Source organism: Vibrio sp. 05-20-BW147, assembly GCF_013369385.1.
GTDB classification, from domain to species: Bacteria; Pseudomonadota; Gammaproteobacteria; order Enterobacterales; family Vibrionaceae; genus Vibrio; species Vibrio floridensis.
In genome coordinates, this window is record NZ_SZTO01000019.1 from 58,844 (window position 1) to 71,823 (window position 12,980).

General features: G+C 48.6%; 13 protein-coding genes. 3 read left to right on the plus strand and 10 right to left on the minus strand.

The genetic code is table 11. The features are described 5' to 3' along the window. Positions 1-122: 122 nt before the first annotated feature. Positions 123-614: a tetratricopeptide repeat protein gene (locus FC652_RS16515; protein WP_011081799.1), complete on the minus strand. Its 492-nt coding sequence runs from the start codon at positions 612-614 to the stop codon at positions 123-125. Between the two features lie 173 nt (positions 615-787). Here FC652_RS16515 and FC652_RS16520 point away from each other — a divergent pair, with 173 nt between their 5' ends. Next, positions 788-1,684 (plus strand): LysR family transcriptional regulator, encoded by an 897-nt coding sequence (locus FC652_RS16520; RefSeq protein ID WP_011081800.1) that lies wholly within the window; start codon positions 788-790, stop codon positions 1,682-1,684. A 20-nt stretch (positions 1,685-1,704) separates the two neighbouring features. Here the strand turns inward: FC652_RS16520 and FC652_RS16525 are convergent, their stop codons facing one another. Beyond that, positions 1,705-3,345 carry a phosphoethanolamine transferase gene (locus FC652_RS16525; protein ID WP_176299464.1) on the minus strand — a complete coding sequence of 547 codons (1,641 nt, stop codon included), beginning with the start codon at positions 3,343-3,345 and terminating at the stop codon, positions 1,705-1,707. Positions 3,346-3,507: 162 nt separating this feature from the next. Here FC652_RS16525 and FC652_RS16530 point away from each other — a divergent pair, with 162 nt between their 5' ends. Next, positions 3,508-3,981 (plus strand): HIT family protein, encoded by a 474-nt coding sequence (locus FC652_RS16530; RefSeq protein ID WP_103193287.1) that lies wholly within the window; start codon positions 3,508-3,510, stop codon positions 3,979-3,981. 10 nt (positions 3,982-3,991) lie between these two features. Here FC652_RS16530 and arsB read toward each other — a convergent pair whose 3' ends face one another. The 6 genes from arsB to FC652_RS16560 form a co-directional block, all read right to left on the minus strand. Then, positions 3,992-5,056, minus strand: a complete 1,065-nt coding sequence (arsB, locus tag FC652_RS16535) for an ACR3 family arsenite efflux transporter (protein WP_072599813.1) — start codon at positions 5,054-5,056, stop codon at positions 3,992-3,994. Positions 5,057-5,088: 32 nt separating this feature from the next. Next, complete coding sequence (locus FC652_RS16540; protein ID WP_103193285.1) at positions 5,089-5,436, minus strand: metalloregulator ArsR/SmtB family transcription factor; 348 nt, start codon at positions 5,434-5,436, stop codon at positions 5,089-5,091. Between the two features lie 224 nt (positions 5,437-5,660). Continuing rightward, positions 5,661-6,044: a hypothetical protein gene (locus FC652_RS16545; protein WP_176299465.1), complete on the minus strand. Its 384-nt coding sequence runs from the start codon at positions 6,042-6,044 to the stop codon at positions 5,661-5,663. Positions 6,045-6,212: 168 nt separating this feature from the next. Beyond that, complete coding sequence (locus tag FC652_RS16550) at positions 6,213-7,337, minus strand: M20 family metallopeptidase (RefSeq protein WP_103193278.1); 1,125 nt, start codon at positions 7,335-7,337, stop codon at positions 6,213-6,215. A gap of 9 nt (positions 7,338-7,346) precedes the next feature. Next, positions 7,347-7,814: a YjiG family protein gene (locus tag FC652_RS16555; RefSeq protein ID WP_011081810.1), complete on the minus strand. Its 468-nt coding sequence runs from the start codon at positions 7,812-7,814 to the stop codon at positions 7,347-7,349. After that, entirely contained in the window at positions 7,811-8,560 is a 750-nt protein-coding gene (locus tag FC652_RS16560; protein ID WP_011081811.1) for a nucleoside recognition domain-containing protein, read from the minus strand. Before FC652_RS16560 ends, FC652_RS16555 begins: the two co-directional genes overlap by 4 nt. A gap of 409 nt (positions 8,561-8,969) precedes the next feature. On the opposite strand from FC652_RS16560, the gene FC652_RS16565 reads away from it, so the two are divergent. Continuing rightward, positions 8,970-9,359: a DUF302 domain-containing protein gene (locus FC652_RS16565; RefSeq protein WP_176299466.1), complete on the plus strand. Its 390-nt coding sequence runs from the start codon at positions 8,970-8,972 to the stop codon at positions 9,357-9,359. A gap of 105 nt (positions 9,360-9,464) precedes the next feature. Here the strand turns inward: FC652_RS16565 and FC652_RS16570 are convergent, their stop codons facing one another. Together FC652_RS16570 and FC652_RS16575 are read right to left on the minus strand one after the other, a co-directional pair. Next, positions 9,465-11,528 carry an alpha-amylase gene (locus tag FC652_RS16570; RefSeq protein WP_176299467.1) on the minus strand — a complete coding sequence of 688 codons (2,064 nt, stop codon included), beginning with the start codon at positions 11,526-11,528 and terminating at the stop codon, positions 9,465-9,467. Between the two features lie 235 nt (positions 11,529-11,763). Next, positions 11,764-12,930, minus strand: coding sequence for an oligogalacturonate lyase family protein (locus tag FC652_RS16575; RefSeq protein ID WP_072615713.1), 1,167 nt, complete (start codon positions 12,928-12,930; stop codon positions 11,764-11,766). Positions 12,931-12,980: the final 50 nt, after the last annotated feature.

Consider the following 12,980-nt stretch of genomic DNA (forward strand, 5'->3'; position numbering starts at 1 on the left):
GGCATACTTTAGAAAAACAACACATAGAGATACATGCATGAATGTTTATTTAAAACATCACGATTCGCGATACTTCAACACTTCACCTTATCAAAGAATCCCTCCTAACAGCATAATGCGCGTTAGCCCTTGGGCCAAACGCGATCCAAATCTTCCGCATACAAAGCAATGGCTCTTTGATAACCCAGAATGGCTTGAGATTGGGTCGTCTCCACCAGCAGATTGAGTAGCAACGCGGTCGATTGATGATGCTTGCCTAAGTTATAAAGGCACATTGCGTAGAACGGCATCACTTCTCTTCGCTCAGGAAACTCTTGCAGCGTTTTCTCAAACCAGTTCAGTGCATCTTGATAGTCCCCTAAGCTTCTCAATGTACTGGCCAAACCAAACAGGGCTTCAAAGCGGTCATCCCCCGTCAAGTTACCTTGTATTGCCGCCAAATAGTGAGGTACCGCTTGTGATTCCAAACCTTGATTATCATAGCTCCAAGCAATATGGAGATGCGCTAGCGCTTTGTAGTGCGCGTCTTGAAGCAAGGTGGTTAATTGCGCTCGGCTTTGATCGTATTGCCCAGCTTTTCTCAATTGGATTGCGGATTGAATCACCTCATCCATGTGAACTCCCCATTATTGTGCTCATCGTTGCTGAATTTTTGAATGATTGCCGTGAAACGAGCAGAGATCATTTTCTGCCTCCTCTCACGGTTGAGCCAAAACCTTGATTGACTCATCGCTAAAGTTCCATAAAACTTAGCTCAAAACATAACAAACTGCGATGTATTAAGGCCATGGATAACCCGATCGACTTCAACTTATTGAAAGTATTTGTCACCGTGTATCGCCACCGTTCGATCACCTTGGCGGCTGACGCCATGGGGTTAACCCAGCCCGGCGTCAGTGGCATTTTAAAACGTCTACAAGAGCAACTTGGCGTCACCCTGTTTACTCGGGATGGCCGTGGAATTGCCCCCACACACCATGCACATGAGTTGGCAAGACAAGTCGAACCGGCGCTCAGCCAAATTCACAATGCTTTGGAAAGCCTAGAAGCCTTCCGCACCGACACCTACCGCAAGTTTGTCATTTATGCGCCAGAGCCTTTGATGCTAACTCTGCTGCCTAAGATTGAAGGCGATTCGACACTGGGCAAAATCGACATCGAGCTCCAACACATGCCTTACGATGTGGACGAGCAGTTTACGCGTTTGAACCAACAGCAAGCGGATCTCGCGATTGATTTTGTGCACCATTCAGCTCCTTCTTTCTATTCAGAAAAGCTGATGAATGATGAAATTTGCTTGATTGCACGGCGTGGGCACCCGCGTATTCAAGGGGCGATTAGCCGAGATGAGTATTACCAAGAGAAGCACATCACCTTAAAAATGCGTCGAGAAAACGTCTACCTCGCCGATTACTTTACCGAAGAGTTTCTCAACGTTAGACGGGTTGCGGCCGAATGCGATTCGATGGTGGCGCAGATGTCACTCGTTGCCACCAGCGATTGCATTGCCATGGTCACCCGCTCATTGGCGGAGCAATTTGCCGAGACACTGGGGTTGCAAGTGCTCCACTCTCCGATGACAGCCATTCCCATCACCTATCGGCTTCTCATCCATAACCGAGAGATCAACAGCCCTGCCAACCAATGGCTTCGTGAACGACTCAGTCGCTACTTTACTCAGTAACGACATTAACTGAGTACTGGTTAACTGCGGCACTGGGCAAAAATATCCAGATCACTTTGATAAACCTGAGTTTTCACGTCCATGATGCCAAGCATAGAGTGGAACAGGTTATCGTGAGAAAACGCACCGTGTGTTGCTTCATTGGCTAAGCATTTTCTGTCTAACCCTTTTTCTTTGGCAAAACCGTTGGATGCCCAAAAAAGCATCGGTACTTTGGTTTGGTTTTCTGGCGCGAGCGCATACGGCATGCCGTGCAAAAAGAGCCCATCTTCGCCCAATGATTCGCCGTGGTCAGAGACATAAATCAGCGCGGTGTTAAACTGATTTTGCAGCGCTTTTAACTGTTCAATGGTCTGCGCAATCACGTAGTCGGTATACAAGATGGTGTTGTCGTAACTGTTAACGATCTGCTCGACGCTGCAGTTTTCGATGTCAGCTCGAGGGCAATCAGGTTGAAACGCGGCCTGTTGCTCCGGGTAACGTCGGAAATAGGTCGGCCCATGGCTGCCCATGCCATGCAAAAACACCACTCGGTTTCCTTGCATGCCGTCAACTCGTTGTGAGAAGTCTTCCAACATCGCCATGTCGTAACAGGTATTGCCATCGCAGAAGGCATTTTTTGCGTCGCGATCCACCACCGTTTTTTGGATGTTGTGCGCTACGCCTTTGTCACCGCCGTCATTTTCAAGCCACAATTGGTCAACGTTGGCGCGTTTCAGAATGTCGATAACGTTATCTTGATTGTCCGCCACGCTCTTCGAATAGTTCGCGTGTTTCATTGCAGAAAACATGCAAGGCACCGATACCGCTGTGGCGGTTCCACACGAAGAAACTTGGCTAAATGAGATCACATCAAGATCTTTGGTGTAAGCGTTGGTTGCTCTGGGGTAACCGTTTAACTCAAAGTTGTTTGAGCGCGCGGTTTCGCCAAGGATGAACACCATCAGCGTCGGCTTTGTTGTCGCTTGTTGTAACGCTTGTGACGACTGCTGCGCATCCTCACCCAAGACTTGGTATGCCATGGGCTGATAAAAGTACGTGCGGTGAACATACTTACCGATGCTGTACACCAATTGAGTGGGAATGATCTCTTGACGAAGATAAGGGTTGTTACGCCCAACGGACGCGTAATCTTGGTAGTAAAGCCCGGCAATTGCGACAATCACCGCCAGAGAAATCACCATCGAGACAAGCTTGCGGCCAATAAATCGCAGCCAAGAGCCGCTTGAGCGAATCGGTGTCACCGCCAGTAGCACAGCAGGTAACACCCCCATTAAACCAATCCACAGCACAGAATAGGCACTGAGGTACGCACTCGCCTCGGCAGAGTCCGTCTCAAGAATGTTGGCGATCATATCGGAATCAAACAAGGTGCCGTAGTTAAAACCCGCATAGCTCGCCGCGGCAGAAAGCAGCAGCAACACAGCAAAAAAGGGCTTAGTGAACCAAGGCCAACTGAACAGATTAAACAGCAAATTAAACGCCGCAAGAAAGAACAGCGGGATCGAAATGACAAAGCCAATCTTAACGCTATCTAAGCTACTTAAGATCGAATGCAACGTGGCGTAGATCGGGATGTTAACCAAAAACGCAAAGTAGCTCGCCAACATCAATGTGATGCCAACATACGAGAAATGGGTATTTTTTAAAATTCGCTGCATAACATAACCAATTGAAAGTGAAAATTGGTGCCGCTTTCCTTTAAAAGTTAGGAGTGGCTTCAACAAGGCGAATCATATCGAGCGAAACTTAAGATTGGCTTAAGAAATAAAATGAATGAATAATGAAGGCGGGATGAAAAAGAGATCACCAAGGAAAAGACTGTGGCAACAGAGCAAACTTGCATCATCTGTCAGATTCAACAAAACAAACTGACACATTTTCTTATCGCAGAGCGAGATGGCTTCAAGGCGGTACTCGATAAATACCCGATTGCAGAAGGACATATTCTGATTCTTAGCCCAAGTCACGCGTCTCATTTAGAGCAACTGTCTAACAGTGAATATGCGACTCTCTTTCAATTTGCGCGTGATATTGGGCAGCAAATGTCACATGTCTATGATGGTGTTTGTGATTACAACGTAATCATCAACAACGGCCAATATTCAGGCCAACATATTCCCCACGTGCACCTTCATCTGATCCCAAGAAAGAAAGGGGATACCGTGCACTTTTATTGGCGATTGTTAACGAGGTTTATCAATCCTCTGAGCCCGATGAACACACTTACAAGACTCAAACGCGTTCATCAGCAATGGCAACAGAGGATCTCTATGATGGACTCTTCAAAGAGTTAAGAGCGGAAGACTAAACATCGTATTTGCGCTTCATTCTTAGCGCGACATTGACCAACGCAATCAACACAGGCACCTCGACCAGAGGCCCGATCACGCCAGCAAACGCTTGGTCTGAATTGAGTCCAAACACCGCAATGGAAACGGCGATCGCAAGCTCGAAATTATTGCCTGATGAGGTAAAAGCGATAGAGGCATTTTGATCGTAAGGCAGCCCTAAGCGCTTGCCGATGTAAAAGCTGGCAAAAAACATCACCATAAAGTAAATCACCAGCGGGATAGCGATTTGGAACACATCCATCGGCAACTCGATGATCATGTCACCTTTAAGGCTGAACATCAGCACAATGGTGGCGAGCAGCGCAACTAATGTGATGGGCGAAACACGTGGGATAAACACCTCGTTATACCACTGCTCACCTTTGGCGGCGACCAGCCATTTTCGGCTTAAAAAGCCCGCTAAGAATGGGATACCAAGGTAGATCAAAACGCTTTGTGCGATGTCGAGAATCGTCACATCGACCACCACGCTTTCCAAGCCAAAATAGGGCGGAAGCACCGTGATAAACAACCACGCCATAAAGCTGTAGGTAAAAATTTGAAAAGCGCTGTTTAACGCCACCAACGTGGCACCGTACTCTTTATTGCCGCCGCTGATGTCATTCCAAACCAGCACCATTGCAATGCAGCGCGCCAAGCCAATTAAAATAAGCCCGACCATATACCCCGGTTGATCACGCAGGAAAATGATCGCCAAAGCGAACATCAAAATTGGCCCGACGATCCAGTTCATCACCAGCGACAAGGTGATGGCGCGTTTATCGCGAGTCACTTCACCCAGTAGGCTATAGTTGACCTTAGCCAGTGGCGGATACATCATTAAAATCAACCCAATAGCCAACGGAATATTGGTCGAGCCCACCGAAAGCGCTTCATTCCACTGCGCGACTTGAGGGAACAGCACACCAATGCCGACCCCAACCGCCATGGCGAGAAAAATCCATAACGTTAGGTATCGATCAAGAAAGCTCATCTTGTGATAAGCACTGCTCTCTTCACAACTGACGGTCTGGTTCATATCAACCTCTTTCAAATTTGTTCTGGATGCGCTTATTGGGCGCAATGACTCACATCGCTGCGGCAAGACTTGCCAAGGATGCTTTCTAGCTCTGATTCAATAAACGCAAGATTGTTTTCCAACGTGGTTTGCAGCACTTGCTTCATCCAAGGAGCAAGCTGAGGATGGATTTGGTAGTAGACCCATTTACCGCGGCGTTCATCCAACACCAGCTCCTGCTTACGTAGCTCAGCCAGATGGCGAGAGACTTTCGGCTGACTTAAATTCAGGGCTTCCATCAAATCACAAACACACAACTCCCCAAGCTTTTGCATTAAAAGCAGAGATTTAAGACGAGTTTCTTCCGAAAGTGCTTTATAGAGAAAAAGGGGATTAGACATAGCAAACACTCAATCGAAAATATGCGGAAAATCATATATATGAAAAAACATATGTCAAGTCTTAGCCTGTCATAAGGAAAGAGTAAGCAGAGGTATGGTAGTGCGCAAAAGGCCAGGCCAATGCACACAACCTTTCTCAATGATTCAAAAAACCACCAGTCGTGACCCATAGTTCAAGCAGGTGGTTTTCACAGAATGCGTCGTTGGAGCAGAACAACTCACGTTTACTCTTCGCTTTTCTCCAACTCTTTTAGCTCTTTTTCGATATTCTCTTCTTCCATTTCAAGCTTTTCGCGCTGATCTTTTAACGCTTGCTTTTTCTCTTTGAGCGCTTGTTTACGCGCTTCTTTCTCCTGCTTATTCATCTCCTTCATCGCTTTTTGTTCTTCTTTTTTGCCTTTTTCTTTGGCGGCTTTTTTCTGTTCTTTTTCCAGTTTTTTCAAACACTCTTTGTCTTTCTTGTCACAGTGTTTTTGCATCATTTCTTCGGCATGTTGCTCCACCGCTTCTTTGCTGGGTTTGCCTTCCCCCGCCCAGTTCGGTTTTTCAGCCAACGCCAGTGGTGAAGTTGCCAGCCCAATAACCAGAGAAATCAATAATGCTTTCATAGTGAGTACTTCCTTTGTCGACACGATGAGAAAAGCGTAGGAGAGGCGATGGGAAATAAACAGTATCAATGTTGAAATCTGTGGCACAAAATCACAGCCAAATAAAAACCCCGTGGTCATGGGATACCACGGGGTTTGGATTTAACGCCTTACTAAGCGGTCAAAGATTTAGGCTGCAAGCTTTTCAAGCACACGCATCAGCATGCGAATGCGCGGTTCAATCGAGGCCAGCACAAGGTACTCTTGATCACTGTGGAAACCCGCGCCGATTGGGCCCAAACCATCAAGAGTAGGCACACCCAAAATCGCCGTGTTGTTCGCATCAGAGCCACCGCCCACCGCGTGCCAGTTCAGATCAATCGACAGCTCTTGCGCTGCGCTTTCCACTAATTGCATCAGGCCTTCGGTCTGCTCGCTTGGCACCATAGACGGTTTGTACGCCTCACGCTCGATGGTCACGCTTACGCCGTCCACAAATGGCGTTTGTGCCATGGCATTGAGCTTGGTGTCTACGTCATCGTATTCTGCGTTGTTCCAGAAACGCACGTCCACCACCGCTTGCGCGTGTTCCGGCACAATGTTGGCACCCGCACCACCAGACACCACACCCACGTTTAAGGTGGTACCTGATTCAAAGTTGGTCATCGCATTGATTGCCATGATCCACTGTGCCATTTCAGTGATCGCGCTGCGACCTTTTTCTGGATCGTTACCCGCGTGCGCCGCAATGCCTTTGAAGTTGATCTTGTAACCCGCCATGCCTTTACGCGCTTTCACTAAGCCACCATCGGCGCGAGCGGCTTCGGCCACCAGCACGTTTTTGGCCAGTTTGGCGACCGATTGAATCCATTCAACCGAATCGCCAGAGCCTGTTTCTTCGTCTGGATTCATGCAGATGCAAATAGAAAGCTTGTCCAGCACTGCTTGGTCCAAATTGCGCATCGCGTATACGATGTTGAGCAAGCCAGATTTCATGTCCGACACGCCTGGGCCGTACGCTTTCTCAGCGTCTAGCGACATCGGGCGTGCCGCTGCCGTACCGACCGGGAACACGGTATCCATGTGACCAATCATCATCACATCGATGTGCGCAGCATCTGGTTGGTTGCGAATTTCAAGACCGACACCCGCTTTACCGCAATCGACACGCTTGATCTGCCAGCCGTTCATCGCTTGAAACTTTTGCTCAAACTGGCTGGCAATATATTCGATGCCTTCTAGCGTGTAGGTACCGCAATCAACGTTGATCAGCGGCTTTAGTTCTTCCAGATAATGCTCGAGAGAAAATTGCATATCTTACTCCTAGACAAACAGGTTCATCACCAGCATGGCGCCAAAGGCGTTCAATACTGAAATTGCGATCATCACTGGAATGTAGCGGCCTTCGGTGCCGATAGGACCCAAGATACGGCCAACGTACTGAACTTGTGAGCCCATTAGGTAGATCGCTGGCGCCAAAATCGCGATGTGAGTGCCGTTAAGGATGCCTTGGTCAAACAAGCTGATCACCACACCCACTGCACCACCCATCGACATCCACGCACCGATCAATACCGCTGCTGCTTCACCCGGCAAACCAAACACCGCCATCACGGGTGAAAATACGCTGCCCATCAAATCAAGTGTGCCTGTGATTTGCAGCGCTTTGATGATCACAAACGCCATCAGAACGTTAGGAACGGTCGAGGTGGTGGCAATAACCCAGCCTTTTTTCGCGCCTTCAACAAAAATGTCGGTCACAATCGGCTTCTTTGCTTTTACTTCACTCATTTTGCTGCCTCTTCTTTTAGCGTTTGTGGTTTGTCTTGATCCGCGTTGTCTTGTTTGTCTTCTTTACCTTCCGTTAGGTTTAGGTAGATGCGGAACAAGTTCGCGCCGACGATTTTGAAGACGAACATCACAGCAACCGCGAGGCCGATAGATGACGTTACCGCTGGTGAACCGTCCGCCATCGTGAGGGTAAAGAGCACCGCGCCAGAAGAGAAGAAGTTAACGATGGTGGCACCAGCAGTGAACTGGAACATAGTGAACACGTCCGTTTCGCGCTTGGTCAGGTGGCCTTCGTCTTTCAATTGACGCGTCATCGCCGCACCCGCATCGGTACTTTGCAGCGAGGCGATCAATGCAAGACCCGTGTTACCTGGGATGTTCATCAGTGGGCGTAGTAGTGGCGTTAGCAATTTGCGTGCTGCATCCAATGCGCCGTAGTGCTCAAGCACGTTGATCATACCCAAAGCGAACATCACCGTTGGAATTAAGGTCAATGCGAAGATGAAGCCATCACGCGCACCGCTACCGCCCGTACCACGGAAAGAGGTGGTCATGGCTTGTACGCCATCGGCCGTTTCGTTCACGCCGTACGCCACTTTACCGAACGCACCGTTTAGCGTCGTAAAGTCAAAAACGCCATACCACTGATTCGATTGCAGTAGGCCCGAGAAGAACACAACGGCAAACGCGAGAGCAATGTAGCTCCCAATCGTTACCTTGCGTTCTGTTTGAACAGGAGTTGTCATAAATTCACCTATGGTTGTGGAACTGAACGCATAGGATCTTGAACGTAGAAGATGGGTTACATACTGATCAGGGTCAACCCCCGCGCCAAACGATTAAATAAGCCACTATTGAAATATTATTTTTTGATAACCATCACAATTAACATATTATATTAATTAATAACACAAATTAGGTTTTTTAATCCATTCACAACCAAGCAAATTGGAAACCAAATCCCTCACATTTCATAACAGTGTGCTAGCAATTTTTATGGCTCTTTTGCGGCAAACGTCGCTTTTCTTTCGCGAGATAAAAGAGATTTGCGGCGATCATCGAACTTTCACCGTGTAAACGCCCCCCTTTGCCATTGCTCAAACGCCGTCTTTCTCTCCTATACTCAAACGGAATTTATCCATCAAGGAGATAAACATGTACGGATTTAGCACTCAGTTTGCTGGCAGCTATGAACAAGCGATCGAAAAAGTAACGCAAGAGCTCGCCAAAGAAGGCTTTGGTATTTTGACCGAAATTGACGTCAAAGCGACCTTAAAGAAAAAGATCGATGTGGATAGAAAACCTTATGTGATTCTCGGCGCTTGCAACCCTCACTTGGCCAATCAAGCGATCACCGCCGAGCCAGACATTGGCTTATTGCTGCCGTGCAATGTGGTGGTGCGGGTGGAAGAAGATGACAGCGTGACGGTGGCGTTTATGGATCCGTCTGCGGTGCTTAGCATGGTGGAGCAGCCCGGTATCGAAGGGCTAGCAGGGCAAGTGAAAGAGAAACTGATGCGCGTTTGTGATGGGCTAAAACAGTGATTCGACACTCACGCCTCTAACTCTGTGTTGCTCAACCAGCATGCCTAGCGTTATGTTCGCCACCACTCTGGGTGGCGAACATTGAGGACAACGTACTTTTCGTCGCTATTGCGCGGCGTGACCAACAAACGCCACAACCACTTTGTCATCCCCTAAGGTGCGGGAGAAAACGTACGCGCCAGTTTGTTCAATCTCCTGATGCACACCAGCACCAACCGCGGGATGCGCACGGCGGAACTGGCCCAGTTTCTGCCAATGACTGAGCAATGTTTGCTGCTCTGCACTCAACTGCCACACCATGTCCGAGCGAGTGCCTTGATGGAAATCATCCGCGTATGGGCCAATATTGCGCCCTACTTCATCGCCATAGTAAATCTGCACCGCACCAGGGCTGAGCAGCAATGCGTTCGCGGCGTTGCGCTGCACGGCATAGTCTTTAAATCGGCTAAAGAACAGCTCAGTATCGTGCGAGGACATGTAGCTCACTGGGTTAAAATCACTCTGCTGCGCGATGGTGTTGGCGTAATCGCGATAGGTATCGGCCATTTGGCTAAAACAAGCTGCGCCTTTATCGAGTTTCTTCTGCATATCAAAGTTGATCAGCGCATCAAAACCGTCGTCAAAATAAGGGCTGCGGTAGGCTGAATGGCCCCACACTTCCCCCATCATCCAAAATGGCGCACCCGATTGGCCATTGGCTTTGCGCCACGCATCGAGGCTTTTCGTCGCTTCTTGTTTCAGGCGCTTCCACACTTCGCCTTCAACGTGTTTGACCGTATCTACCCGATAGCCATCAATACCAAAGCGTTTCACCCAATCGGTTTGCCACTCAATCAAATAGTCGCTGACGGTGTAGTTGTCACGCGCCACCACGCGCGTACCGGGGTTCTCTAGCAGCCACTGTGGTGGCGTCACCGCTTGGGTCGACTCGGTGCGAAAATCAGGCAACCCAGCGAGAGACAAAGTCATGTCGCTGCTGCCCGGTTTTTGGTAACCCGGAAGCCCAGTGCGCACCCAATCTGCCCCCCACCACTGTGACCAGTTTTGGCTTTGATAGTCGATCGCAGAGTGGTAGCTATGCCAGTTTTCACCCGATTTTGGCTGCCAGTTGGCCCATTTTTCTGGCAAGTTCGCTTCTTTTGTCGTCACTTGCATGCCATCAAATTGCAGATCCGCCAGCGTTGAATACCCGGAATGGTTGATCACTGCATCGAGCAGGACTTTGATGCCGCGTTTATGCGCCTCTCCCACCAGTGTTTTCAAATCTTCATCGCGACCAAAGTTCTCATCGATCTTGGTAAAATCACGCGTCCAATAGCCGTGATAGGCATAAAATGGGAAAGAACCGCTGTCGCCACCACCAACGAAACCGTGCACTTGTTCCACAATCGGCGACAACCAAATCGCATCAGTGCCGAGACGTTGAATGTAGTCGAGCTTTTCAATCACCCCTTTAAGATCGCCCCCGTGGAAGGTGCCAATTTCCTCTTTACCGTCCTTCTGGCGACCATAGCTTTGGTCATTGCTGGTGTCGCCATTGTTAAAACGATCCACCATCACGAAGTAAATATTGGCGTTGCGGTAATCGAAAGGGCGCGCTTTTTTGTTTTGTTTAACCGGTTCCAGCAGCACCAAACCGCCAGATTGCGTTGATGGCGTTAAACTCACTTTGCCTTTTTTCACGCTCACCACTTGGCCACTGTAGGCGTCACGCAGTGAGGTGCCGTCTTTGAAGCTGTCGCCCAGTTCAATCGTCACTTCACCGCCTTGGTAAACTTCACAAGTCACCTGTGGCAATGGGCGTTTAAATTCAGTTTTAGCGGCCTTTTTCGGCTCACGTTTGAATGTCATCGTATTGGCGTTCGCGTCCAGTTCAAAGCTGTAGTCACCCGTAAAGCGGATTTTTAGCGGAAGTTCGGTCACTTTGCCACAATTCAACGCAATGGGTTGATTGAACTTAATCACCTGTGCATCGGGCGCTTGGCAATCGCCTTCCAGCCCGGTGATTTTCAGTTGATAACTGTCTTTGACCAGCGGCACCACTAATGGCTGCTCGGCACTGAGCGGAAAATCTCGGCTGTTGGTGGTGGTTGAAATGGTTAAATTCGGCTCGGCAATCGCCGCTGTCGAGCTGAGGAGCAGAGTTAAGGTTATCGCGTTCAGTTTCATCGTTCAGTCCGTTGTTCACGCCTTCCCCTCTCAAATCGCAACAGATGCTTAAAAGGGTAGACGTTTGATCGTTTTTATCACGCTCAGAATAAAACGACGGAATAACAAACACATCCTTCTCACCCCCTACGCCCTAAAACTTTGCCGAGGTCACAAATTCGCCGCTAGGGGCGTAGAAAAAGCCGGATGAATCGCTTCATCCGGCTTTGTTTTTATTGCCATTGACGTTGTGTGATTAGTGCTTAAGTTCAGCAGGGACGTCAGCAATGTAAATCGCGGGAACCCCTTCGAAGTCACTGGTGAAAAGCACCCCTTCATCGTTAGGCGTGAATGAAGGGTGTGGATGGGTAATTTGACGGTCACCATCCAGCACTTTCCAAGACGAGCTGTGTTTTGCTAGCTTCGCGTAGGTTTTCTTGTTGGTGTTGAGCACATATAGGAACGGGTCGTTCTCGATGCTGTAGCCACTAGCATCGGCGACATCGACTGGTGCATCGCAACCATCGCCCACCATCAGAGAACCATCGAAGTTACTCATCAGGTGCGAGCAAGGTGGCATCACCATCACTTCTTCATTCTCTAATGTGTCTGGGTTGGCTTTGTAGATCACACGCTCTGTTTGCCCCTTGAAGTAAGAGACATACGCCATTGCGCTGCCATCAGGGATCCAGAATTCATGCGTGCACGATTCGCCCGGCGCATGCGATTTGATCTTGCGAAGGTTCGAGCCATCTTCGTTCACCAGCCACATGCGCGCATCGACTAAATCGTGCGGACCTTCGTGACAAAAACCCACAGTGCTATCGTCAAATGGACGGTAAATAGGGTGACCAAGCCACGCGTTCTCTTGGTGGATCACCTCCAATTCACCGCTTTCTATATCCACTTTGATCAAACGGCACGTTGGGTTGGTATGATAAAACTCGGCGAATTTCTCCCACGACGTAAGTGGTTGCCAATCACGTTTAAGAATTTCAATGCCCACCAATTTGGTGCACTCTGAGTTCGCCACCCAAGTGCCATACCCTTTCCACTCTTCGTCTACGGTATAAATGACACTCTCTTCAAGGGTTTCGAGATCCACTTTCATTAGGTTCAGTTCATTTTTCACGTAGAAGAACGATTTATCATCGCTAGAAATGAAACCACCAAAGGTATTATCCCCTTTACCTTCTGTCAGTTGGACTGCTTGCTGAGTATTGAGATCCAGCAGGTAATAGTTGCGATTTCCATCAAAATCACCTGCAAAAAGAAGCTTTTGTCCATCCTGAGTAAAGCACTTCTGGTAAAAGTAATTGCGGTGACAGATAACATCCGTTGGTGTTAAACGGGTTACTTTCACCTGCGTATCACTGTCTACGAAGGTTTCGAAGTTAAGAGTGATAATTTTGCCTTTAGCCATAACATATCTCCGCTAAACCGCTGCCAGTGTTGGCTGGCAGCGTAAATCAA